Origin of the sequence: Chloracidobacterium sp. (genome assembly GCA_016715795.1) — a bacterium.
Lineage (GTDB): Bacteria > Acidobacteriota > Blastocatellia > Pyrinomonadales > Pyrinomonadaceae > OLB17.
In genome coordinates, this window is the sequence record JADJXP010000001.1 from 935,936 (window position 1) to 959,831 (window position 23,896).

The 23,896-nt window shown below is 56.8% G+C and carries 22 protein-coding genes; 14 read left to right on the top strand and 8 right to left on the bottom strand.

All coding sequences use genetic code 11. The features are described 5' to 3' along the window. Nucleotides 1-2 precede the first annotated feature (2 nt). Together IPM59_04300 and IPM59_04305 are read right to left on the bottom strand one after the other, a co-directional pair. Nucleotides 3-1,289, bottom strand: a complete 1,287-nt coding sequence (locus IPM59_04300) for a hypothetical protein (GenBank protein ID MBK9214809.1) — start codon at nt 1,287-1,289, stop codon at nt 3-5. A gap of 6 nt (nt 1,290-1,295) precedes the next feature. Further along, a complete protein-coding gene (locus tag IPM59_04305) occupies nt 1,296-3,098 on the bottom strand; it encodes a hypothetical protein (GenBank protein MBK9214810.1) in 1,803 nt (600 codons plus the stop codon). Between the two features lie 112 nt (nt 3,099-3,210). On the opposite strand from IPM59_04305, the gene prmC reads away from it, so the two are divergent. The 4 genes from prmC to IPM59_04325 all read left to right on the top strand — a co-directional run bounded on the left by prmC (nt 3,211) and on the right by IPM59_04325 (nt 6,895). Then, nucleotides 3,211-4,053, top strand: coding sequence for a peptide chain release factor N(5)-glutamine methyltransferase (prmC, locus tag IPM59_04310; protein ID MBK9214811.1), 843 nt, complete (start codon nt 3,211-3,213; stop codon nt 4,051-4,053). A gap of 165 nt (nt 4,054-4,218) precedes the next feature. Beyond that, complete coding sequence (locus IPM59_04315; GenBank protein ID MBK9214812.1) at nt 4,219-4,413, top strand: hypothetical protein; 195 nt, start codon at nt 4,219-4,221, stop codon at nt 4,411-4,413. A gap of 179 nt (nt 4,414-4,592) precedes the next feature. Beyond that, complete coding sequence (locus tag IPM59_04320) at nt 4,593-5,162, top strand: NifU family protein (GenBank protein ID MBK9214813.1); 570 nt, start codon at nt 4,593-4,595, stop codon at nt 5,160-5,162. Nucleotides 5,163-5,326: 164 nt separating this feature from the next. Beyond that, complete coding sequence (locus IPM59_04325; GenBank protein ID MBK9214814.1) at nt 5,327-6,895, top strand: hypothetical protein; 1,569 nt, start codon at nt 5,327-5,329, stop codon at nt 6,893-6,895. A gap of 86 nt (nt 6,896-6,981) precedes the next feature. Here the strand turns inward: IPM59_04325 and IPM59_04330 are convergent, their stop codons facing one another. Next, nucleotides 6,982-7,491 (bottom strand): nuclear transport factor 2 family protein, encoded by a 510-nt coding sequence (locus tag IPM59_04330; GenBank protein MBK9214815.1) that lies wholly within the window; start codon nt 7,489-7,491, stop codon nt 6,982-6,984. A gap of 259 nt (nt 7,492-7,750) precedes the next feature. On the opposite strand from IPM59_04330, the gene IPM59_04335 reads away from it, so the two are divergent. Next, nucleotides 7,751-9,742: a FecR domain-containing protein gene (locus tag IPM59_04335; protein ID MBK9214816.1), complete on the top strand. Its 1,992-nt coding sequence runs from the start codon at nt 7,751-7,753 to the stop codon at nt 9,740-9,742. Between the two features lie 10 nt (nt 9,743-9,752). On the opposite strand, the gene IPM59_04340 is transcribed toward IPM59_04335, so the two are convergent. Beyond that, nucleotides 9,753-11,090: an insulinase family protein gene (locus IPM59_04340; protein ID MBK9214817.1), complete on the bottom strand. Its 1,338-nt coding sequence runs from the start codon at nt 11,088-11,090 to the stop codon at nt 9,753-9,755. Nucleotides 11,091-11,099: 9 nt separating this feature from the next. Beyond that, nucleotides 11,100-12,611, bottom strand: coding sequence for an insulinase family protein (locus IPM59_04345; GenBank protein ID MBK9214818.1), 1,512 nt, complete (start codon nt 12,609-12,611; stop codon nt 11,100-11,102). 62 nt (nt 12,612-12,673) lie between these two features. On the opposite strand from IPM59_04345, the gene IPM59_04350 reads away from it, so the two are divergent. Continuing rightward, a complete protein-coding gene (locus IPM59_04350; protein MBK9214819.1) occupies nt 12,674-12,907 on the top strand; it encodes a hypothetical protein in 234 nt (77 codons plus the stop codon). A 643-nt stretch (nt 12,908-13,550) separates the two neighbouring features. On the opposite strand, the gene IPM59_04355 is transcribed toward IPM59_04350, so the two are convergent. After that, complete coding sequence (locus IPM59_04355) at nt 13,551-15,251, bottom strand: peptide MFS transporter (GenBank protein ID MBK9214820.1); 1,701 nt, start codon at nt 15,249-15,251, stop codon at nt 13,551-13,553. Between the two features lie 80 nt (nt 15,252-15,331). Here IPM59_04355 and IPM59_04360 point away from each other — a divergent pair, with 80 nt between their 5' ends. From IPM59_04360 to IPM59_04395, 8 genes are all read left to right on the top strand, one after another. Further along, nucleotides 15,332-15,811, top strand: coding sequence for a hypothetical protein (locus IPM59_04360; protein MBK9214821.1), 480 nt, complete (start codon nt 15,332-15,334; stop codon nt 15,809-15,811). Nucleotides 15,812-15,813: 2 nt separating this feature from the next. Beyond that, the gene (locus IPM59_04365) at nt 15,814-16,161 is read left to right on the top strand and encodes a hypothetical protein (protein MBK9214822.1); all 348 of its coding nucleotides are present in this window, start codon (nt 15,814-15,816) and stop codon (nt 16,159-16,161) included. Nucleotides 16,162-16,246: 85 nt separating this feature from the next. Further along, entirely contained in the window at nt 16,247-16,747 is a 501-nt protein-coding gene (locus tag IPM59_04370; GenBank protein MBK9214823.1) for a 6,7-dimethyl-8-ribityllumazine synthase, read from the top strand. Beyond that, nucleotides 16,737-17,219, top strand: a complete 483-nt coding sequence (gene nusB / locus IPM59_04375; protein MBK9214824.1) for a transcription antitermination factor NusB — start codon at nt 16,737-16,739, stop codon at nt 17,217-17,219. Before IPM59_04370 ends, nusB begins: the two co-directional genes overlap by 11 nt. A 16-nt stretch (nt 17,220-17,235) precedes the next feature. Continuing rightward, nucleotides 17,236-17,766, top strand: coding sequence for a hypothetical protein (locus IPM59_04380; protein MBK9214825.1), 531 nt, complete (start codon nt 17,236-17,238; stop codon nt 17,764-17,766). An 85-nt stretch (nt 17,767-17,851) separates the two neighbouring features. Continuing rightward, complete coding sequence (gene alaS / locus IPM59_04385) at nt 17,852-19,744, top strand: alanine--tRNA ligase (protein ID MBK9214826.1); 1,893 nt, start codon at nt 17,852-17,854, stop codon at nt 19,742-19,744. 93 nt (nt 19,745-19,837) lie between these two features. Then, a complete protein-coding gene (locus tag IPM59_04390; GenBank protein ID MBK9214827.1) occupies nt 19,838-21,400 on the top strand; it encodes an aldehyde dehydrogenase family protein in 1,563 nt (520 codons plus the stop codon). A gap of 3 nt (nt 21,401-21,403) precedes the next feature. Continuing rightward, nucleotides 21,404-22,072 (top strand): nitroreductase family protein, encoded by a 669-nt coding sequence (locus IPM59_04395; protein MBK9214828.1) that lies wholly within the window; start codon nt 21,404-21,406, stop codon nt 22,070-22,072. Between the two features lie 39 nt (nt 22,073-22,111). Here IPM59_04395 and IPM59_04400 read toward each other — a convergent pair whose 3' ends face one another. Beyond that, a complete protein-coding gene (locus tag IPM59_04400; GenBank protein MBK9214829.1) occupies nt 22,112-22,534 on the bottom strand; it encodes a YbaN family protein in 423 nt (140 codons plus the stop codon). 74 nt (nt 22,535-22,608) lie between these two features. Next, nucleotides 22,609-23,796, bottom strand: a complete 1,188-nt coding sequence (locus IPM59_04405; GenBank protein ID MBK9214830.1) for an exo-alpha-sialidase — start codon at nt 23,794-23,796, stop codon at nt 22,609-22,611. Between the last annotated feature and the right edge of the window lie 100 nt (nt 23,797-23,896).

Below are 23,896 nucleotides of genomic sequence, written 5' to 3' on the forward strand. Positions count from 1 at the left end.
GACTACAATTGTTTCAGCGAGAAGCCATCTACCGAGAGCTTTCCGCTGGCCGGGCAAGCGGGCCCGGTGCACCCGTCTCGATTGAGCCTGATCACGATGCCGTCGCAGTTTGGCGGCACGTCGACACGCATGTTCAGCGTTGCCCAATCTTCCGATGGCGTCATCGGTTCCGTCGATGCGACCACGGTCAGGTCGCAGGCACTCGCAGCCTCAAACTTGAGGTTTGCTGCTGATTTGACGTCGGAGCGATAATGCAGGACCAGCTCGTATGTGCGTCCGGGTTCGACCGCAACGGTCTGCGAAACAGGTCGAAATGCTGCCGTCTCGAACGAATTAAAGAGCAGGAACAGGTTCTTGTTCCCGGCGAATGCCTGTCCTTCAGCGATGCCGATGACGGGTTGTGCGCCATCTGCGATCTGCCACTCGAAGATGCCCGCGTCGCGGACCCTGACGTCAGATTCGAAGCCTGCGTTGGTGATATGACCGATCGCCGGCCGGTCGTCTACGGGCCACAGATCGGCGGCAACCCTCGCGGCTAGCCCGAACCGCTTGGCCGTTGCCAGTTGGTCGCGAAGAGTTGAGCCGAGCTTCGCAAATGTCGTCGAACGGCTCTCGGCCGGGATCGTCGTCCACAGATCGACGGCCTCATCAAAGCGTTTGAGTGACATTAGCGCATCGACGAGTGCTGCGTTCATCGTTTCGCTGTCGCCCAGTGACCGGCGGGCGGCGTAGATGTCGCCATCCAGCATCTGGATCGCCGTAATGGCAGTCGGCCGAGCATATTCTGTATTTCCGGCCGATGCCTTGGCCAGATATACAAGTCCGTCGCCGAGGCGTCCCTGGCGGATGAGAGCATTTCCGTATGCCCATTGCACCGCGGCATAGGACGGCGCTAACCGAAGCGCTCGGTCAAGGGCTGAGATCATCCCTCCTCGATCGCCACTCAGCCCGCGAACTCGGCCGACGTTGAGCCAGACAACGTAGTCGTTTGGTGAAAGCGATGCAGCGGCCTCGTATTCACTCAGAGCGCGGCCGACGTCGGCGAGGTCAAATGAGCGTTCAAAGGCCGCACCCGCCGCAGAATGTGTAAACGGGTCGTCCGGCGATGTTGTCGAAAGCCAATCGGCGATGATGCGCGCTTCCGGCCTGCCGGCCTCTAACTGCGAGGCGAGCATATTCGCAAAATTCCACTTTAGCGAGAGCCAGGCGGTACCGAGGCAGGCCAAACCGATCGCGATCACCGCGAGCCGTGTGCTTCGGGAGCCGAGTTTAAGAATCAATAGTGACAATTCGGTTTAGAGTACCTCAAGCGATTCGATCCTGATGGCGGCCCGCCGCAGCGTGATGCCTGTGCCACGAAACTCTTCACGGAGCCGCTTTAGCCGGTCGGGCGGCATATTGCGGATCGAGACGAATACTTCCTCGATGTCCTTCTCGCCGCACAGTTCGGCTAGCGGCCCATTGCCGTCAAATACGCGCAGGCCATGGAGCATCTTGTCGATCTTTTGTGGGTCGTCGTCGATAAAGCCGACCGCAAGAGCGTTCCATTCAGGATTGTTGTTCAGCTCGCGAAGTAGCATCTCACCACCATCGCCCGCTCCATAGATCAGTACCTTCCGGCCGCCGTCAGCCAGCGGTGCGGGCAGCATTTGCCTGATCACGCGAAATGCAAGCCGGCTGCCGACGATCGCCAACAGCAGCAGGACGCCGTCGAGAAAAAAGACCGTTCGCGAGAAACCGTCAAATCTATAAACCAGCAGCACCGCAAAGATGCTGAGCACCGAGCCCAGCATGACGCCTTTTGTTATCGTGATCAGGTCGCCGATGCTCGTGTATCGCCACAGGCCGCGATATACGCCAACGATCAGGAGCGCGGCCAACTTGACGAGTATCACAAGCGGAAGCGTTTTTAGAAAGAGCGGCCAATTGGTTGAGAACTCGAACATCCGCAGCATCGCGAATGATGTGTAATACGCCAGCGTGATCAGAAAGGCGTCGAGAAATACCTCGAATATACGGCGTTTGTGCGATACATTTACGAGGAACGAAAAGACCGCGTTATCGGCCGCCGCCCGTTGTTCATCATCGCCCTCATAAACCTTGACGCGAGAGAGGTATACACCGAGAATGACCAGCACCACGATGAAAAATCCGATGAGTGCAAAGCTCTTGACTGCCTCGATCCGGCCCACGAACACGGCCAGAGCACCCGACGCGATAGCGAATGCGTAGAGCATCAGCACGGCGTTGCGCTCGCTCAGGCCCAAGGCGACCAGGCGATGCGAGGTGTGGTCGCGGCCGCCCTGCGATGCCTTGCGGCCCCAGAGCTTTCTGAGGACCGTGACAAATGTCGTATCAAATATCGGCACGAACAGCACCAGCACCGGCACGGCAAGAATGGCCACGATCCCTCGTGAACGGCCGCCAACCTGATTGAGCAGAACCGACCCGGACAGCAAGAATCCGATAAACATAGACCCGCAATCACCCATAAAGACCGATGCGGGGTTGAAGTTAAAGACGAGGAAACCGAGCAATGCACCGATCAACGAGCTGACGAGCAATAATTCGCCGGTGAGGCCATTTGCGGCGAAACTAAGGGCCAGCGAGAATGCTGCTATAATCGCAATTCCGGTCGCAAGGCCATCCATGTTGTCGAGCAGATTGATCGCATTGGTGATGCCGACGACCCAAAAGACCGTCAGCCAAATATCGACGATCTCGTAGCCGGTAAGCGGCAGTTTGAGGCCCGCCAGAATAAGGATGCCGGCGCCGATTAGCTGGCCGATGAGCTTCTGGTAGGGCCGTATATTGATCACGTCGTCGAGGAGACCGACCAGAAAGAGAAAGGTGCTCCCGCCGACGACCGCCAGCGATTCGCTCGTCGGCGTTACTAATGCCAAATAGACTGTCGTAGTTGCGCCAAAAATACCGATGCCGCCGAGCATCGCCGTCGGCCGTTTATGCCAGCGATCGCTCTTTGGCCTCGCAACGTAACCGTATCGGCGCGCAAATGAGCGCACGCTGAAGGTCAACGCCGCCGACAGCAGCGCGGCAATTGCACCGGCAAATATCGGGTTTGTGGCAAGCCCGTTCATATCGCGAGACCGCTAGATGATGACCTTGCGATTATCGCAAAAATACACCGCTCTTGTCTGCGCGGCCGCGAAAATGCGCTTATGCTAATGCTAAACAGGGCGGGAACATCATATGAACATATGCGAGGCGATCGCTGAGGCGGGCAAGGTGTTAGACGCCGCGGGCGTAGCCGAAGGGCGGCGTGAGGCTGCCTCGCTCCTTGCTTTCGTGCTTGGTTGTGATAAGGCGCATCTGTTCGCTCATCCGGAACAAGCTCTCGCGGACGATGAAGCTGAGGCGTTTCGCCAAGCGGTCGGGCGTCGGGCAGTGCGCGAGCCGATGCAATACATTACGGGCCGGCAGGAATTTTGGCGGCTGGAGTTTCTGGTAAGGCCTGGCGTGCTGATACCCCGGCCGGAGACGGAAATCCTCGTTGAGGAAGCGGTGCGATTGCTGGCGACGGGCGAACATCCGCGATTTTGCGAGGTTGGTACGGGGTCGGGATGTATTGCGGTCTCGATCTTACATAGTGTGCCGGAGGCGACGGCGATCGTCACAGAGATATCGGCCGCTGCGCTCGATGTCGCATCAGAGAATGCCCGGAGACACGGTGTTGCCGGACGACTCGAACTTCGTGAGGCAGACACGCTGGACGGAGTCGAGGGCACGTTTGACCTCGTGGTATCAAATCCGCCATACGTCCCTGACGATCACATCGCAGGCTTGCAGGCTGAGGTTCGCGATTTTGAGCCGCTTATTGCGTTGTCGGGCGGCGAGGAAGGGCTCGACACGATTATTCAGGTGATCAGCACGTGCCCGCCGCTGCTCATTCCCGGCGGCCATCTGCTGATGGAGATCGGCTTTGACCAATCGGAGCCGGTTCGCGGCCTGTTGTCCGGCGAGATCTGGAGAGACGTCGAATTTTTGCCCGACCTTCAGGGCATCCCGCGCATCCTAAGAGCTAGGCTTGTGTAGATCGGGAATCGCTTGCTTTCTTGCACTGAGTAGGTTTACTATTAGGCGTATATTTGCAGCAGCATTTTTGATATCGTTCTTCCGGAGCAAGAATAGGGCCGAGACGGGACTCGGACTTGCATGACATTATCCGAGGCGGTCCCGCGGATGATTGGAGGTTAGAGTATGATAAACGGCTTGGTAGCGGTGGTTTCATTGATCGCCGCGGGCTTTTGTTTCTACAAGTTTCAGACGACGCCGGATGCGAGCACGATCTACATCATCGGCGGCGTTATCTTCGGTCTGCTGACGGTCGTATTCGGCGTAATGTTCCTTTCGGGCCGTGTCAACAAGTCCGAAGACATTCATATCACCGAATAGCGCCGCTCACCTCGGTTCACGATCGAGCATTCGGCTTTCGGGTCGTGATGCGCTCCCTTTTCTCTTCGTGGCAACGGTCGCGTCTTTGAACGCCGCGGCTGTTTCTTGTTATTCGCTACGGACTTCGGTAAGATAAATGTTGAAAAAAATGTAATGATTCGCGTTGCATTTTTTTGGATATGCCAAAGATCGCCGACATACAGGAAACGCCGAACCCGAACGCCGTCAAGTTCATTCTGAGAGAGCCGGTGTCGTGGGGAACATCACATTCCTTTAAGACGGCCGAGGATGGTGCGGCAGATAAGCTGGCGAAGTCGCTCTTTGACGTTGGCGATGTGGTCTCTGTCTTTTATATGGACAAGATGATCACGGTCGAGAAGACCGACGAGGCTGAGTGGGACGAGATTCTGCCTGAGATAGCCGTGCCGATCCGTGCGGCGGAAGCGGTCAAGCCGTCAAACGGCAATGGCCGCGGCGCCGCGTCCTCTATCGGCGGAGCTATCGCCGCCGCCGCGAGCGACGATCCCAAACTCCGCGAGATCGAAGCCCTGCTGGATGAGCGTATTCGCCCATACCTCGCCGGCGACGGCGGATGGCTTGAGATCGTTGAGTTGGCCGGTGACACGCTTCGTATCCGCTACGAAGGCGCCTGCGGCAGCTGCCCCAGCTCGCTGACGGGCACTCTGATGGCGATCGAGAACATGATCCGCGAAGAGATCGACCCAGAACTGACGGTCATCGCGGAGTAGATCGACCGAATCCAAGAAATTCTTGACTTTCCCACGTTGCATTAGGGATAATTCACAATGACGGCGGTTTGTGCCGACCGCGGTCAATTCCTGCTGGTTATTTCTGCCCAGTCCGACTACCCTGAAAACAATTCGGCATCTTTATCCGACGGAGGAGAACATTTGTGAATACCGAAGAACTCGAACAAAGTCTCAAGGCTGAATTCGAGAATTATATGAAGACAGCTCTTGCCGGAATGCGGCAGGAGGCGTCCGAATTCCAGTCGAGGCTGCAGGGGCAGTTTGATGAGACTTTTAGAGGGTTTGCCGAGCGTTTTGAAGCGTCGGCTGGGCTTGACGCGGCTTTCGCATCGTCAGTTTCCGAGCACCTTCGGCTGGCACGCGACGAAGGGGCACGTATCGCTGCGGACGCTATGGTCGAGGCGGAACAGTTGGCCGGTAACACGGCTGCGGCGGCGGAACCGGCTCGGTATGACGCGATCCTCAATGCGGTCAACGATATCAGCTCACAAGATTCTCAGTCGGCGATCCTAAGGTCACTGGTCAATCAGTCGGAACAATTTGCCGCTCGCGGAGCTTTTTTCATTATAAAGAACGATCATCTTGTCGGGTGGAAGGTCTTTGGGGCTGACGCTACGACTGAAGATGCCGTTCGCGAGGTCCATTTTCCAGCATCTGCTGACACTCTACTCGGCGACGCGGTCAACACCTCACAGACCGCGACAGGCGGACGTTCCGGCGACGGTGTTTTTTTGGATCCATTGAACTTCGGCCATCCTGACGGAATGCTTGCCGTTCCGCTGGTGGTTCGCGGACGAGCCGTCGCGGTCTTGTATGCGGACGGTGGTGGAACAAACCGTGAGGCCCTCGAAACATTGGTTCGCGTCGCCGGGTTGACGGTCGAACTCAGGGCCGCGGGACATTCGATGACCGAGAACGAGGCTTTGCCTACAACATTTGAGGCCTCGCCGGCGACCGAACCGGCGTTTGCTCCGGTAGCCGAATCCATTCCCGCGGTTGAGCCGCACTTTGCTGAAACGATCAGCGACATGCCGACGGTCTCGATCGAGACGGAGCCTGAACGACAGCCGTCTGCTGATTTCTCCTTTGCGAGTGAATCGATACCGTTCGAGGACGCTGGGACTCCGGCGGCGACGGTCGAGGCATTTGACCCGCCTCCGTTCAACACTGTTCCCGAGCATCAGCCTGAGCCGGAACCGGCAGCAGCTTCGACGGCTGGCTCAATGGTATTTGAATCGGGCGGCTCGATCGAACCGGCTGTTCCGGCAGCGTCACCTTTCGAGGCTCCGGTTGCTGAGGTCCAGGCAGCTCCGGTTGCGGTGCAGACAGCATACGAGACCGCGATCGAACCGGTCGCCGTTATTGGTGCGCCGCCGGCCGCGGGCTCGAGGTTAAGCGACCGTCCGGTCGATCTTCCGATCGATGTGCCCGAATCCGAGCGCCGGATCCACAATGATGCTCGCCGTTTTGCCCGCCTTCTGGTGTCTGAGATCAAGCTCTACAACGAGAAGAAGGTGCTTGAAGGCCGCCAGGCCCACGACCTCTACGATCGACTCCGCGAGGCGATCGACCGCTCGCGCGAGATGTATGACAAGCGCGTCCAACCGCCGGTTGCAGCAAAATTTGACTATTTTCACTACGAATTGGTCAACTCACTTGCCGAAGGCAATGTCGAGCGTCTGGGTGGCGGTTATCCCGGGGCGAGTGTCTAAGAGTATTTAGCCCACGAATCACACGAAAGACGCGAAAAGGATATCTTCTTTCTCGCGTCTTTCGTGTATTTCTTTGGCAAGTGTTCTTACGGTTGGCGTTCGGACGGGAAGACCGGCCGCGTGGCGTCGGGTTTGTCAGGCGACGTGTGGCGATGCGTGATCTTCCACTCCTTGCCGACAAGCTTGAAGATGAGCGTCATTCGGCCGGATGCACTCTCGCTGGTGCCGTCGTTATCCTGGGTTTGTTTCCATTTGCACGTGAGCACGGCGGCGGTCTTACCGAGCATCTCGACGCGCAAGCCCGTGATGTCGAGCGTTACATTCGAGATGTGCGCGTAGGCCGAGGTGACGTTTGAATTCACATTGTCCCAGCCGTTTGTTGCCGTGCCGTTGTTGTTGTAGATCAGCAGCCGCTCACTCTTTTGATAAACAGACATTACCTGTTCTGCGTCCACACGCTTGATACCGTCAACCAGCTGGTCAAAAGCATCACGAACACCGCGCGCGGGATCAGGCCTGCCGGCCGCGGCCTTTTGCGCCGAAATGTTGAATGTAAAGGCGAGAATGATGGCTGCGATGAAGGAAATCGGTCTCATATTTAATGCTCCTGTTCTATGGCTTAAATCTAGCAAATTGACGGTCAAAATTGCACTATTTCGTATCGGTAATAGGTATTAGATGCACTATTTAGTAAGCGCGGACGGCCGAAGAGCGAACTGTTGAGCCCTATTTTCCGAAGACGGGTAATCTCGGCAGTTAGGGAACGCAATTTGCTGTAAATATCGACAAATGGTAGGGATCGTACGTTCTCCGATGCTCATGAAAAAAGGCGAACGAGGCCCAAACGGAGGTTCAATGCGTTTTTCCTTTGGCATATTCAAGTTTTCTGTCGTGGTTGCCTTTGTTTCGGCTATCGCGATCTCGGCTTTTGGCGCGACTGCGGCGCAGACGATCAATTTGCCCGCGGACGGCAATGTCGTCGTGGACGATGATCAGGCACCTGATGTAACGGCCCGCGTGGCCCGGATCAGTTTGCTCGAAGGCTCGGCAAAGGTGCGGCATTCGGGGACGGAAGAATGGGAGACGGTAGTGCTCAATCTGCCTGTTGTCGAGGGCGATGAGATCGTCACCGATGCCGGGTCGCGGCTCGAGATACAGTTTGACCGGTTCAAGTATCTGCGGCTGGCGGACGAGTCGTATCTGAAGGTGGTAGGCCTTAAGGATGAGGGGATCGCTCTCAGTTTGCCGCTCGGCACGCTGAGCGTAAGGATCACGTCGTTCGACAAGGAGCGATCTTTCTTTGAAATCGACGCTCCAAAGACCACGATCGCCGTTCAGGATGAAGGGACCTATCGCATTGATTCCGGCAAGCTCGATGATGCCGAGGTCCGCGTTACGGCGACTAATGGCGGCATGGCCCGCGTGTATTCGGATAACGCCGGTTTTCTGGTAAAAAGCGGCCGCAGCGCGCGTATCTATACGGGCGGCGTCAATGCCGGCGAGTGGGAAATGGCGGATGCGTCCCGATCATTTGACGGTTTCGATTCGTGGGCGGACGAGCGAGATCGCGTTTTGGCAAAACGCCTCGACGACGCTTATTACGACAAGTATTACGACAGCGATATCTACGGAGCCGAGGACCTTGACGGCTATGGCGACTGGGTCTATGCGAGCAATTACGGCTATGTGTGGCGGCCGCATCAATCCTCGCTCAACAGATGGTCCGATTGGTCGCCGTATCGCTACGGCCACTGGCGCTGGATACCGCCGTATGGCTGGACGTGGATCAACGATGAATCATGGGGATGGGCAACGTATCATCACGGCCGCTGGTTCTTTGATAACGGCTTCTGGTACTGGTCGCCTTATGGCTATTACCGGCCGGCGCGAAGCTGGTGGTATCCCGCATTGGTTGTGATCAATGTCTTTAACAACAACGTGTGCTGGTATCCGCTGCCCTATTACTACACGTACTACAACTACAATTGCGGCTGGCGCCGACGCTGCGGTGGCGGCCATAACAACGTGCCGCACAACAATCCGCCGAATTACACGACCGGCGGCATCAAACAGATACATCCTGTTCAGGCAACAGGCGGCATCAAGCAGATCCCGCCAAAGTCGGTGCACATACCGCCGAGCAGCGTCGTCGCTATGTCGATGGATGACTTGGGCGGAACAAAGGGCATCAAGAGGGCACCGCTCTCGGTGGCAAACACATTCATCGACAGATCGCCCGACGACGTCCAGCCGCCGGCGCTTCCGGCGTACTCGCCTGTGAAAGCATCGCCGACGATCGCGGTCAAATCACCAAAACTGATCACTTCGATGCCGACCCTGATCAAGACGGGAGCCGGGCCGAGAAAGGCTGACGTGCCGATGGACAATGAGCTGCGAACAACCAAGATGTTCAACGGCCGACAGCCAACTATCGACGGCGGCGGCATGAGCGGCACGGGCGGGACGAAGCCGATCTTAGCGGGCCCACAGCCGCCACGCCAGACCGGTGCGATCATTCGACAGCCAAGTGTTAAGCAGAGCACCGCCGGCGATCCGCCCGTGAAGAACGCGCCGGTCTTCGCGCCGCCGGTCAAACAGGCGCCTATCAAACAATATCCGATCCGTCAGCCCAACGTGCAGGCCGATGAACCGGTAAGGCAGCCGACATATTCTCCGCCGGTTAGGCAGCCGATAATTCGCAGCAATCCGCCGCCCGTCAAGCAGCCACCGCGGAGCATGCCGACCGTGCGAGATGATCCGCCACCGGTAAAGCATTCACCGCCGCCGAAAAGCCCGCCGGTGAAGCAGCCGTCAGTGATCAACCGAAAGGCTGCGCAGGACGGCTGATCGTAGGAACCTATTTTTGCAGAAAAATTGATCTGTCGGCAGCGGACGGATCACCTACAAAGGCGAAGCGAATGTTGCCGATATATTTATTGGCAACGGCCGTGACGTCCTCGGCTGTGACGTTGCGGACGCCTTCGAGAAGGTCGAATGATCTGCGCCAGCCGCCGCCGATGAGCTCGTAGCGGGCAAGCGTTGCCGCCTGGGCGGCATTGGTCTCCTGCTCAAGGTAATGGCTCGTCAGATAGAAACCGGCGATGCCCTCGAGTTCGGTCTCGGATATCGGCTCGGCCTTTAGGCGTGCGATCTCGCCGAGCATCACACGGATGGCCTGATTAGCATCGACTGCGGTGACGTAGATGCCGCCGATGTTGACGCCCTGCTCGCGCAGAAATGCGTCGGGCGCGTATGACAGCGAGCGGCGATTGCGAACCTCTTCAAAAACGCGGCTCTTTAGGATCTCGGTAGCTACGGTCATCGCAAACATATCGGTCGATGACAGCGGCGGCGCCGAAAAGATGCCCTGGATATAATTCGTCGGAATGCTCCGCCTGACGGTATCGAGTGTCGGTTTTGAGAAATCGAGCGACGGCAGCTTGGCGGGGCGATAGTCGCCCTTGGGCAGCTTGCCGAATGACGCCGTAACGAGCGAGCGGACCTTTACAGCATCCAGGTCGCCGACGACCACCAACAGCAGCCGCGAGGTTTGCATCAGCTCGCGATGGCGACGCTTGAGATCGTCGATCGAGAATGAGGAGACATTGGCGACCGTCCCCGAAGGGTCGTTTGCGTAGGGATGCCCGGCATAGAGTGTTCGCTCGGTGAGATTCTGAAGAGCGGCATCAGGATCAAGTTCGGAGTTTTTGAGCGACGTAAGGATAAGCTGTCGGTTGCGTTCGACGTCGTCCGGGCCGAATGCCGGCGTGAGCATCACATCAGTAAAGATCGCCCAGACACGATCAAAACTCTGCCTCGTCGATGCCAAGGCGACTACGCTGAAATCCCTCGTGACACCGGCCGAGATAGAACTACCTGTCCGGGCGATCTCACGGCGGACCATCTGCCGCGGGAATTGCCGTCCGGCCTCGATCGCGGAATTGAGCATCAGGTTGTCGATGCCGGCAGTTTTTTCGTCGATGGTGGTCGAACCTCCTCGGATAAAGAGCCCGGCAGCAACGGTCGGCGCTGCCGCGCGACGCTTGACGATGACCTTTAGCCCATTGACCTCAAACGCGGTAACAAGGGCAGACTGTTTCGCGGCATAGTCGGACGTTTGCCCGAAACTGATCCCTGCGAACAGGAATAGAACAATAACGGCCCGGCGTATTTTTATCGTCGTGAGTACGTTCATTTTTTGAATTTATTTGGCTGTGCCGATCAGGTCTTGCTCGGTCAGGTTTGCCTGGGTCTTGACCGCGGGCGGCACCATGGCGATGCCAACGTGCGGCTTGTCGAGAATGTAATTTCGCACGTAACGGTCGATGTCGGCGCGGGTAACGGCGTTGAGGTTCTTTTGATAGCCGCGGAAATAATCGACGCCCGTCGTAGACCACCAGAAACCCAGCGTGTGTGCGTATTCACTAAGCTTTTCGCGGTCAAAGAGGTCGCTCGATGCGAGGATCGTCTTTGAAGCGTCGAGCTCAGCATTCGAGTAATACGTTGGCGATGAGAACTGCGCGATCTCGGAATAGACGGCCTTCAACGCGGCCTTCGCCTTGTCCGGCGTCGTTTGAATGACGACACTGATGGGGCCAACATTCCGCTGTGTGTAATAATTGACGCCCACGCCCAAGACTAGTCCCGAGTCGACGAGATCCCGCTGAAACCGCGAATCAGGTTGCCCTAAAATGTATGAGAAAACGTCCGCAGCATACGTCGCTGCATTGTCCTTGCCGATCGATGGTCCGTGCCAGCCGAGCATGATCAGGATCACATCATCGCCGCTCTCGGCATCAGTTCGTTGGTCGATGATCAGCCCCTCGCTCCGCGGCAGCGGTGGATGCTCGACGAGCGGGAACTCCTTGAAGGGATCGACCGCGCGGCGTTCCCACGAGCCAAAGACCTTTTCCGCCATCGCAAAGACCTGGTCCGGCTTAGCATCGCCCGTCACGATCAGCGCAGAATTATTAGGCACGTAATAGCGCGACTGGATGAGCCTCATCTTGGCCGTCGTTGCCGATGCTACGGTTTCGCGCGTGCCGCCCGGGCGCTTTCGCGAGGGATATTTGTAAAAAAGTTTGTCCTGAAATGCGCTGTTTAGGTCGAAGAATGGGTTTGCCTCGTTCCGGTCGATCTCGCCGAGGACGACGAGCTTTTCGCGTTCGAACTCGGCCTCGTCAAAGACCGGAAACCGCGCGGAATCATTGATGTAGCGAAACGCCTCTTCGAGATACGTGCTCGTCGTGCGGACAAAATAATTGACCACCTCCTCGCGCGTAGAGCCGTTATACGCAATGCCGAGTTCGTAAAAGCGGTTGAGATAATCGGTGTTGCCGATCTTTCGCTGCATCGATGCGATATCGCCGCACCGTGGGCCGGCCATACCGCGTTCGCACTGGGCCAAAATTACGGCCTCGTTCGTGCGAAAGAACATATGCTCGAAAAGATGTGAGAGTCCGTTGAACTCGGGCGGCTCGGTGAATGAGCCGTTGCGAACGTCCAATTCGACCGTGATCAGCGGGAGGCTCGGATCGGGCAGCACTATGACCTCGAGGCCGTTCGCGAGCGTCTTTGTCACGATCGGCACCTCGGCCGCAAGCTGCTGCGTGGCGTTGACCGCGGGCTTTACCGGTTTCGGCTTTCCCTTTTGAGCAAATACGGCATTCGCCGACACCGCAACGATCAGGAGCGCACTAAAGAAGGTTCTTCTCATAGACGAAATTTGTTAATCGCGGCCTCAATCCAATAATCTAGCATACGAGGAGCAACTACATTATGGAACGCGACAATATGATGCACGGCGCCCGCGCGGCGTTGAACACTATCCCCGAAGCACGAGCTTGGGCGGAACAGTATCTAAAGGAAAAGACCAGGTTAGAAAACGGATCGATGTCTCAGGAAGAGTTCGAGACGTATTGGAAATATCACAAACCCGAGATAATGCACACTGGTGCGGCAGAGGCAATGCAGGCCTATAGGGAGGCGGGCAAGTCAGAACCGCCTGCGTAAGCGGGCGGCCAGTTGCTCTCGCGACGGCCAAGGCAAGGAGATTAGTCAAACTCCGGCAACGGCCCGCCCTGACCATGCACAACGTAATTGACCGCGGCGACGACGTGCTCCTCGATCCATAGGTAACGTCTGCTCCCCTTGTCAACCCAAGGACTATGGTCATACCCCACTCACCGGCCGAACGAAGCGCTTTCGTTGAATACGCCTTAAAATCATTCAGCATCCGTTCGGATCGTCGTCCGGAAGTAACGACATGCGCGTGATTAGTTCGCACGGCGAGCGCATGCAGGGCCCATTCGCGATAACGGCAAACCTCACGGATGGTTGCCTCGACTAGTTGGCGGCTCGCCGCATTGAGAATGAACGGTGGCGACTTCAATCTCGCCTGATGCATCTGGTTGCGTTTATCGCTCACAACTGCTCGCGGTCCGCCGAAATCGTTGTGATATTTGTCTATGGAACCGCGTTCGTCACCGGCAAGCCACGTTCCGTAAGTTCGAAAAGTGATGAGATAGGCGATCGGTTCGTCGGTGTCATTCCATTTGGCCATGCAATCAAGAAGAAGAGCCGCTCGCATGCGCGGGCGGCTCGGTTCTATTCCCGGAACTGGCCGCCCGCTTACGCAGGCGGTTCTGACTGCGGCCTAAACCCCTGGCATGGCCTTCTTAAGCGGCTTGAGTATCAGGAACAACACCACCGCCATGAATAGAGCCATGCAGGCGAGGACGAGGAAGAAGCTCGACTGGAGCCAGATGTCCCAAAAGACGCCGATCTGCGTCAGCTTGTTGCCGATCGCAGTTGCGACGAACCAGCCGCCCATCAGCAGGCCACGTTTGCTGATCGGTGCTACCTTTGACACGAGCGAAAGGCCCATGGGCGACAGCATGAGCTCGCCGAGAGTCACGACCATGTAGGCGAATATCAGCCAGAAGGGCGAGACGCGAAAGAGGTAGGCGTTCTGCAAGATCGCCGACTTGTTAGCGTCACCGGCACCCGGTGAGGCAGCATTGACAGCGGCAATCAGTTGCTGTTCGCCGGACGTCGTGGCTTTCGTCGTCTCGTCGAGCTTAGTGGCGAACTTAACGCCGAATATCGAGTGCTTGCCGTCATCTGCCTTCGCATTCTGGATCTTGTCGAGAACTTCTTTTGCTACACCGGCATTGCTGAGGTTAGTGAGAACTCGCTCGTTGATACGAAACTCACCCTTCGAGAGCATGTCGGCGGTCTTTGTCATGTTCTCGCCGATCGTCGCGCCATACCAGAGCACGAGGAACGAGAGGCCGGTGAGCGTCATGCCGATTGCCATCTTTGTCGGGGTCGAAGGCTCTTTGCCGCGACGGTCGAGAAAGCCCCAGAATGCGACGAGCGGGAATGTAAGGATCAAAATCCAGATCGCGTTGATCGAGTTTGAGATCGTTCCCGTAACGTTCCACGCCGTGTTGTCGTCGGCAAAATACGTGAGCGTCGAGCCGTTTTGATGAAACACCATCCAGAAGACGATCACGATCGCGAATACGACACAAAGTGCGACAATGCGTTTCCACTCTGGAACTGCGGTTATCGTGCCGGTCTTGGCATCCAGGTGAACAGTTCCTGAATCCTGATGACTCACGCCGTGCGGAGGCGCGTCGGTGGCGGTGGCCGTTGCGTCTGCTGGCTGATCATCGACATGCTCGACAGCTTGAATAACATGCTCACCCACGCGAAGAGCCTTTTTATCTGCGCTCATGACCAGACTCTTCCACTTCCACAACACAAACACGGAGATAACCATTCCGAACGCGGCAACGGCGAACGCGGCGTGGAAGCCGAAATAGTGTTTGACGATCTCCATCACGATCGGCGCTAGCGCGGCGCCGACGTTGATGCCCATGTAAAAGATGTTGTAAGCGCGATCCTTGAGGTGACTGCCCTCGGGATAGAGGTTGCCGACCATCGTCGACACGTTCGGTTTGAAGAACCCGTTACCGATGACGAGGAAGGTGAGCGCGAGATACACCGCCCAGATCGCCGGAATGGAGAGCGTCGCGTGACCGGCCATGAAGAAGAACCCGCCGATCATCACCGCCTTGCGATAGCCCGTAAATCTGTCCGCGATAAATCCGCCGACGAGCGGGCTCAGGTAAACGAACATCAAGTATGTCGAATACAGCCACGTCGCTTCAGCCGCGGTCCAGCCAAAGCCCTCATTCGGGTCGCGTAGGTAAAGCGTGAACAACGCCAGCATCGAGTAGAACGAGAATCGTTCCCACATCTCGGTGGCAAAGAGGACTGCCAATCCCTTAGGGTGTCGTTCCTGCATATGTGGAACACCGCCGTTGATCGTTTCTGCGTTTGCGCTCATCGATTCGATTTCCTCTGGTTTGAATTTACGGAAGAGTTAGGCAAATATAACAAATAATGTGTCTTACGAAAAGAAGTCTTATGCGTAAAAGAGCGATCTGTGTCAGCCTTGCCCTGATGTGTTTGATGTTCATATCTGTCTCGGCGTCTGCTCAAACATCGAGAAAGAGTGTGTCGGCCGCTGAAGTCAATGGGACCTACCGGATGAACTTTCGCGGAAAATTCCGCAAAATGTCGAACGAACTCAAGATACTCGCGCTGGGCAACAACAAACTGCGCGTCGCGTTTGACCTGATCTATCCGTACACGCTCAGAAACGGAGAGATATCGGTAAATATGGGCGGCCTCGATACGACGGGAACGATAATCGGCGATGTCGCTAACATATATCCCGAAGGGCTCCAGCAATGCGATATCACGATCAAATTCGTGAGGCCGGGAACTATCAAGGTGACGCAGGATGGCACGGACGCCGACTGCGGTTTTGGGCATAACGTCACATCCGATGGAACATACCTGAAGGTCAGCAGCAGAAAGCCCAAATTCGAACCTATTGACTAAATATGCTTCTCGCCATCCTCGCAGTTTGGTTCGGTTATAAAAAGGCCCGCGATACTGGCCGGAACGGTGTTCTCTGGGGCGCGATCTGCGGAGGCACGTTTATCGGCGTGCAGTTTCTGGTCGCCGTGGTGATCGGCCTGACGATCGGCATCGGGACTGAGCTTTGGGGCTGGAGTGAAACGCTCTATGACGACCTTGAGTGGGTCATCACGATCGTGGCGATAGCCGCAAGCGTCATTGCACTCTGGCTGATTTTCAAATTCCTCGACCGACTCCCTGCTGACGAATCAGCTCAGACCCCACCTCCGCCACCGATATTTGAAAGCGGCGAAGAACGTCCCGACGACTGACCTAGTCAGGTGATACGCAGAGAAGCAATTTGCTTGTCAACATTTGCCGCGCTTCTCTATACTTGAGTTGGATGGTGATGTTGTTTTGAAAACTGAACTTGAGCGTGAGAGCGTGTCAGCCGAAGGGTTTCGGTTTGCGTTGGTCGTGAGCCGTTGGAACCGCGAGTTCACATCGCGGCTCGAGAGCGGTGCGAACGAGGCACTTGTGGGGGCCGATGCGGTCGAGACGTTTTACGTGCCCGGGGCTTTCGAACTGCCGGTGGCGTGTCTGAAGGCCGCACGGACCGGGCGATTTGACGCGATCATTGCCCTTGGCGTCGTCATTCGGGGCGACACGCCGCATTTCGACTATGTCGCGGGACAGGCAGCGGCGGGCATATTGCAGGCATCTTTGGATTCCGGAATTCCGGTGATGTTTGGCGTTATCACCGCAGACAGCGTCGAGCAAGTAGTCGAACGTACCGGTGAAAAGGTTGATAACAAGGGTTATGAAGCCGCCGTCTCAGCAGTCGAGATGGTGAACTTATTTCGCTCGATGGACGAGCAGGACGGCAGGCAGGCAAGGGGTTTTTCGCATGTCGGTTGAAAAGCAGGAGAAATCGGGCAGTAACCGGCACAAGGCCCGCGAATGTGCCCTCCAGATGCTTTTCTCGGTTGACATGGTCCGTGGCGATCGCTCGGTGCTCTCGAAAAACTATTGGTCCGAGCTGGGCGACGAGGCCATCGACGAACGGACACGTGAATTCGCAGATTCGCTCGTCTGCGGCACCCTCGACAACCTCACGACGATCGATGACCGCATCCGCACTCGTGCCGAGCACTGGCGAATCGAGCGAATGGCTATTGTCGACCGCAACGTGCTCCGGCTAGCCGTGTACGAGTTTCTCTACGCCGACACGCCGAATACAGTTGCGATCAATGAGGCGTTGGAGCTGGCGCGCAGGTTTTCCAATTTTGAAGCGACGCAGTTTATCAACGGCATCCTCGACGCCATCCGTCACGACATCGAGGCGGCCGACAACGAATCTAAGGCCGACGCCGCTGTTGGCGACCAGTAAAATTATTCGCGCATTCGTGGCCATTTTCTTCCGTGGGCTTGTTCTTCTTCTTGTACTGGCTGGTCTTGCCTCGTCACAGGAATTTCCCGACAAGATACGCGGCTACAAGGTCTATGTGGCGAGCGCTGCAGATCAGCCGCCGGTTGTTCGCCTGGCCACACCGGTCATAAGTATCGACGGCCTGCTCAGTGTAGCGGTCGAGGCGGGCGTCGAGTTTACCAGTCCAGAACACAGCGGGCGAGTTGAATTTCTAACTTTTCAAGATATTCGCGTTAACGGGATAAGGGTCGATGTAGGAGAATATCGCCACGGTTTCAAATTCAGAAAGGGCCGGGCTGTTCCGTTGCCGGCCCCGATCCGCGGTCGTATCGGCATCGGCGCCGCCGCTCGAACGGCCTATCGAGAACTCACCGATTCTCATCCCGATTGGCGAGTTACCGGCACCGTGTTTGTATTCGGCAGGTTCAAGCGGTTTGGTTTCTCGTTCAAACGCGTCGTGCCTGTCCGACTCGATCTCAAGATAGATAACCCTTTGCGATTAGGGTAGCGAGGTCCCTACACCAAGGCACAACCACCTGCTTACGCAGGCGGTTCTGCCCTGCCCTGCCCTGCTCTGTTATAGTATTTAGCTGATGGCCATTTACGACGAAATGACCGAATCTCAGCAGTTTGCTGCACGCGTGATCGCCGACCACGCCCGGGCGACGGCGTTTGCGATCGCGGACGGCATCCTGCCGGGCAACGAGGGCCGCAACTATGTGCTGCGCAAGATAATGCGCCGCGCGATCTATCACGGCCGCGAGCACCTTGGCCTGAACGAGCCTTTCTTTTACAAGGTCTGCGACCTCGTGGTCGATCAGATGCACGGCGCTTTTCCCGAACTCGAAACGCAGCGAGATTTTATCGGCAAGATGGTCCGCCTCGAAGAGGACCGCTTTGGCAACACCGTGACCGTCGGCCTCGGCAAACTTAACGAACTCGACATAACATCCTCAACGCCCGCTGACGACGATCTTTTTGTGTCTACGGCCAAGCTTTATGACACATTCGGCACGCCTCGCGATTTGATCCGGGTTTATCTCGAAGAAAAAGGGCTGGCGCTTGAGGAGGACGATTTTAACGAGCGTTTTGATAACGCACTTCAAGCACTGCAGCAGCAGTCGGGCATCGGTAAGACCGAGCGAAAGTCTGAGGTGTCACCTGTTTATGCAGAGGTGTTGCAAAAGGTCGGCTCGAACACCTTTCATGGTTACGAATCGACGCATCTTGACGCGGCGAAGGTCGTTGCCGTGCTCGACGGTGACAAGCAGATCGAGTCTCTGTCCGAAGGGCAACAGGGCAGTGTCATTCTCGATAACACTCCGTTCTATGCCGAGAGCGGCGGTCAGGTTGGGGATACCGGCAGGCTGACGGCGGGCGAGGCCGGGGCGACCGTTTCGGATACCTATTCGCCCGTCGCCGGGCTTATTATTCACAAGGTCACCGTAAACAGGGGCTCGCTAACGGTCGGCGACACGGTTGCGGCGGCGGTCGATGTCGACAAACGCGATGCGACGCGACGAAATCACACGGCGACGCATCTTGTGCATGCCGCATTGAAGGAGGTTTTGGGCACTCACGTAAAGCAGGCAGGTTCGGTCGTTGCTCCGTCGTATCTCCGATTCGATTTTACGCATTACCAACCGATGACCGGTGGCGAGATCGCCGAGGTCGAGGATCTTGTGAACCGGTATATTCTTCGGAATGAACCGGTTACGACGGATATGATGGCACTCGAGGATGCGATGCGTTCCGGTGCGGTCGCGATGTTTGGCGAGAAATACGGTGGCGAGGTTCGCGTGCTGTCGGTCGGTGACGGGCAATTCTCAAAAGAGCTTTGCGGCGGCACACATGTGCGTGCGACGGGCGATATAGGCTCGTTCAAGATCACTTCGGACGAGGCCATCGCGTCGGGCGTCAGGCGAATTCGCGCTATCACCGGCTTCGACGCATTCGAGCGATTCCGCGAGGACGAGGGTTTGATCGACCGTTCGCTCGCAGCGTTAAAAACGCAACGCGACAATCTGCCTGATGCGATTCAGAAATTGCAGGAAGAACTAAAACGCACCCGCCGCGAGATGGATGATCTCAAGCTAAAGATCGCCACCGGCTCACTCGGCAACAGCCCATCCGCGGAAGGCAACGAAGCCCGCGACATCAACGGTGTTAAGGTTATCGGAAAGGTTGTTGAAGGACTCGATGCCAATGGGACACGACAACTGTCCGACACGCTGCTTGCGAGACTAAAGTCCGGCGTCGTCGTCTTGGGACGCACCGACGGAGGCAAGGTAGGCATCACCGTCCGCGTATCTGACGACCTGACCGGCAAGGTGAAAGCCGGCGAGATTATTCGCGAGATCGCCCCGATCGTCGGAGGCCGCGGCGGCGGCAAGCCCGACATGGCCGAAGGTGGTGGCACTGAGCCGGATAAGATCTCGGAAGCCATCGATGCCGCATATGGTTTTGTTGAGAAGGCTTTGAGTTAGATCGAAACGGGATATACAGGATGAACAGGATAAATGGTCTAGCTCCTTATCTTGTGTATCCTGTATATGCTGGTTGAATTTCCCCTTGAACCCATGAGCGCTGTATTGCCAATACAATCTGACGAGATCGTCTCCTTCAATCCCGCGACGGGCGAGGAGATCGGACGTGTTTCCGTAACGTCGGCTGACGAGGTTAGATCGGCCGTTGAACGTTCGCGCACGGCGTACCAAAGCTGGGAGGCAACCTCGTTCGAGGAGCGAAAGCGTCTCGTAATGGCAGCGCGTGACGTTGTTCTCGCTGAGATCGACGACATCGCGAAGCTGATCTCCGACGAGTCTGGCAAGCCGGTCGCGGAAGCCCTGTCGATGGAGATCGCGCCCGTGCTCGATCTGATGCAGTGGGTCGCTCGTGGAGCTGAGCGGATGCTGCGTTCGAGAAAGATCGGTATTGGGCTTTACAGCATGCTCGGCCGTTCGTCGCAGATCGTCTATCACCCGCTCGGCGTCGTCGGCATCATTCCGGCGTGGAATTATCCATTCTCGATCCCGCTCGGCGAGGCGGCTATGGCTTTGATGGCCGGGAACACGGTCGTTATCAAACCGTCCGAATTGACACCGTTCATCGGGCTCAAGATCGGTGAGATATTCGCGAAAGCAGGTTTTCCTGCCGACACGGTGCAGATCGTCACCGGCGACGGCAAGACCGGAGCCGCACTGGTCGAATCGGCACCGGACAAGGTAATGTTCACCGGCTCGGTCGCGACGGGTAAGAAGATACTGGCGGCAGCGGCCCCGAACATGATCTCGGTCGTGCTCGAACTCGGCGGCAAGGACCCGATGATTGTATTCGAGGACGCCGACCTGGGCCTTGCCGCACAGGCTGCCGTGTGGGGAGCATTCTGCAACGCCGGCCAATCGTGTTCGTCGGTGGAGCGGCTGTATGTTCACGAATCGGTCGCCGAAGAGTTAACCCGCAAGATCGTTGGGCTGACGAAACAGCTAAAGGTCGGCAGCGGCTCCGACCCGGACGTTTCGGTTGCGGCAATGTCGTCCGAACGCCAGATCAAGATTGTCGAGGACCACGTCGAACAATTCCGTAAGGACGGAGCGAAGATAGAGCTAGGCGGGGAGCGTAATAGCGACACGCTTTTCTACAAGCCGACGGTCGTTACCGAAGTAACCAACGACATGCGGGCGATGCAGGAAGAGACATTTGGCCCGACGCTGCCGATAGCAACATTCAAGACTGAGGAGGAAGCTATTCGGTTGGCGAATGACAGCGAATTTGGCCTGACCGCAAGCGTTTGGACGAAGAACCTTGCAAGGGGTGAACGTGTCGCCAGACAGATCGAGGCCGGGTCGGTTTGTGTCAACGAGGTTCTTTATACTCATGGCATCGGCCAGACGCCTTGGGGCGGATTTAAGAACTCCGGCCGCGGCCGCACGCACGGCGAACTCGGCCTGATGGAACTCGTCCAGCCGCAGCACATTCACATCAACAAACTCGCCCTCTCGCCCGACGCCTGGTGGATGCCGTACTCAAAAACGGCCGTCGAAACGTTCCGCGGGTTTGCAACCGGCTTCGCGAGCGGTTCGCTCCTCAAGACGGCGCAGATGCTGCCGAGACTGCTAAAGAGAATTCGGGAACTGCGTTAACGGATGAACTTTCCACAATCGAACTTCATTCCCTTGAATTTTGTCGACCTTCCTGAATCGGCTCAGGCTGAGAGGGCGGCTGAATTCTTCGAGCTGCTAAAACGGCGCCGGACGGTGCGCGAATACTCGGCCCGCGATGTCCCCTTCAACCTCATCGAGACGGCAATTGCAACGGCCGGAACGGCACCATCGGGAGCAAACATGCAGCCTTGGCAATTTGTTGTAGTCGGTGACCCCGCAATCAAGAAGCAGATTCGCAAAGCCGCTGAAAAGGAAGAGTATGAAAGCTATCACGGCCGCATGAGCGAGAAATGGCTGCGGCGCCTTGCCGTCCTGGGTACCGACGAGCACAAGCCTTTTCTTGAGATCGCGCCGTACCTGATAGTCGTTTTCCGTATTACCTCGGTCGAGGAGAACGGCGAGACGGAGCCGACCTATTATTCACAGGAATCGGTGGGCATCGCGGTCGGGCTGCTGCTTGCCGCTCTGCATAACATGGGACTTGCCACACTCACTCACACGCCAAGTCCAATGAGATTTCTGCAGGAGATCCTAGGTCGTCCGCGAAACGAGGTGCCCTTTGTCATAATCCCGGTTGGTTATCCCGCCGAGGACGCGCAAGTTCCGGCCATCGAGCGCAAGCCGCAGGATGAAATAATGCTCTGCATCTAAGCATCTGGTGTTCCAACAGAACTCAGCAGGTTAGGTGGGCTACCAGCCTTTGGCGATCTCGTCAGCCGTCCGGATCTCAGTGGCGTCGGCTTCGGGGCTGTAGGTCTTGAGCCAGAGAATGTGTACGGACACGCCAACTGCAATTGCAGCAAGCAGCAACGCCACCCAAAGCTTGCCGTTCATCAGCCAGATGCTGAGGCCGATCGATGCCCACAGGACCGTGATCGTGCTGACCTTTTGCCGAAGCGAGATGCCCCGGCCTGAGCGATAATTTGAGATATACGTGCCGCAATAGCGATTCGTTAACAGCCAGATATAGAATCGTTCGGAGCTCTTTGAATAGCAATAGGCCGCCATCAGCAGAAAAACGGTTGTAGGCAGCAGCGGGAGAAACATCCCCAACAGGCCGAGACCCACACATAGCGTGCCGACAAAGATGAGAATAGCCTTTCGGACGTCCATGACTTGCGACCTACTTGCATTCTAATCCTCTAACCTGTTGGATGTCCAACTAATACCGGAGGAGCGCCATCTGGCTACGGATGAATGCCTGTTGCGTGTAATTCACCATACATTTGCGCTTTTGTTCGGTCGTTCGCGTGGCCCAGGCCGACGCTGATCTTGTTGCGTTTGCCCAGGATTATCCCGGTTGCCGAAGACGGATCGTACGTGCAAGCGGCTGTGCCTGATGGGCCTGCATCCGAGGCATTTACCCGTGTCCTAACCTTTAGGCCATCGGAACTTCGAGCAAGCCTCAACGCCTTGTTCGAGGTGTCAACTTCCACCGCGACACACCCTCGGTGAACGAAATCGTTTGCCTTTTTGTCCCAGGTGTCGGGGGTCATTATTGCCATCAGCCGTCCCTGCTTATCTTTGGCCAAGTCGATCTGGGTAAGCCGTTCGCCGCCAAGTTCCTTCGCGTCTTGAGCTCCCGCAAGTTTTCCGGCATACCGCCACTTCCAATTTGTCGGCACACCATCGGTGCGGGCAGCAAACACCACAAGGTCATTCTTTTCCATATCAGGTGACTTGCCGCGAAAGGCCATGCAGCTCAAGGCTAGAAACAGTTCTGAGCCGTCGTGGAAAAGGGCAGGTTCGTTCCAAAGCATGCAATGACTCGTCTCAGGCGAAAGTTTTGCGAGGTTGATGTTCATTCCCCATGCCGCATCCGTTTTCATACTGCCGAGTGCTACCGTGGGAGCATCGGTAAGTTCGCCCGGTGATGAAGCTCTCCCAACGAGGATGCGGAAGCTCTCCGGCGGCCGTTTGGCGAAACCGCCATCATCGGGCAGAAAGTAGTCTAACCGAGCCCCGTACCAGGCCACGCGTTCGCCCTCCCGCACGGGCAGCAAATTCGCTACCTCATGGCTCATGTGCCCGTGCTCGCCGCCGGGTCCGCGAGTGCTGGTCGGCGACCACAGGGTCTTCGCCAATTGCCAGCTCTTTCCCTGGTCGTCACTATATGCAAGATGTATATCTACTCTTGGCGAGGTCGCGGGCTTTCGCGATAACAGGCCGGCTTTCTTGTTGTCATCAACTTGAACATTAGGCCACGAGTAGGCCATCCAGAGTTTTTCGGAATCAGGATCGCGCCTGACAGTCGCGTCCGCGAATCCGCGAAAGGGGCTGGGATCGCCATTGGGCAGTGTCGCCTCCGTGTCACCGCCAATTCGAATGGCAGGACATTTCGCACCCGCACAATCGTTCGGTTCATTCTGCGCCACGTTGGTACACGCCGCCATCAAAATAACTACAAGTCCTATCAAACAACCTTGCATCTTTACCTCCACCGTAACCCCCGAGCCACAAACAAAACGGCCCTAG

Bases quoted from the DNA above. Each gene is read 5' to 3' on its own strand.
- IPM59_04335 (MBK9214816.1), top strand. From the start codon at position 7,751: ATGCGTTTTTCCTTTGGCATATTCAAGTTTTCTGTCGTGGTTGCCTTT.
- IPM59_04345 (MBK9214818.1), bottom strand. From the start codon at position 12,611: ATGAGAAGAACCTTCTTTAGTGCGCTCCTGATCGTTGCGGTGTCGGCG.
- nusB (MBK9214824.1), top strand. From the start codon at position 16,737: ATGTCGGTTGAAAAGCAGGAGAAATCGGGCAGTAACCGGCACAAGGCC.
- IPM59_04355 (MBK9214820.1), bottom strand. From the start codon at position 15,251: ATGAGCGCAAACGCAGAAACGATCAACGGCGGTGTTCCACATATGCAG.
- IPM59_04395 (MBK9214828.1), top strand. From the start codon at position 21,404: ATGAACTTTCCACAATCGAACTTCATTCCCTTGAATTTTGTCGACCTT.
- alaS (MBK9214826.1), top strand. From the start codon at position 17,852: ATGGCCATTTACGACGAAATGACCGAATCTCAGCAGTTTGCTGCACGC.
- IPM59_04305 (MBK9214810.1), bottom strand. From the start codon at position 3,098: ATGAACGGGCTTGCCACAAACCCGATATTTGCCGGTGCAATTGCCGCG.
- IPM59_04340 (MBK9214817.1), bottom strand. From the start codon at position 11,090: ATGAACGTACTCACGACGATAAAAATACGCCGGGCCGTTATTGTTCTA.
- IPM59_04400 (MBK9214829.1), bottom strand. From the start codon at position 22,534: ATGGACGTCCGAAAGGCTATTCTCATCTTTGTCGGCACGCTATGTGTG.
- IPM59_04365 (MBK9214822.1), top strand. From the start codon at position 15,814: ATGCTTCTCGCCATCCTCGCAGTTTGGTTCGGTTATAAAAAGGCCCGC.
- prmC (MBK9214811.1), top strand. From the start codon at position 3,211: ATGAACATATGCGAGGCGATCGCTGAGGCGGGCAAGGTGTTAGACGCC.
- IPM59_04315 (MBK9214812.1), top strand. From the start codon at position 4,219: ATGATAAACGGCTTGGTAGCGGTGGTTTCATTGATCGCCGCGGGCTTT.
- IPM59_04350 (MBK9214819.1), top strand. From the start codon at position 12,674: ATGGAACGCGACAATATGATGCACGGCGCCCGCGCGGCGTTGAACACT.
- IPM59_04360 (MBK9214821.1), top strand. From the start codon at position 15,332: ATGCGTAAAAGAGCGATCTGTGTCAGCCTTGCCCTGATGTGTTTGATG.
- IPM59_04390 (MBK9214827.1), top strand. From the start codon at position 19,838: ATGAGCGCTGTATTGCCAATACAATCTGACGAGATCGTCTCCTTCAAT.
- IPM59_04330 (MBK9214815.1), bottom strand. From the start codon at position 7,491: ATGAGACCGATTTCCTTCATCGCAGCCATCATTCTCGCCTTTACATTC.
- IPM59_04320 (MBK9214813.1), top strand. From the start codon at position 4,593: ATGCCAAAGATCGCCGACATACAGGAAACGCCGAACCCGAACGCCGTC.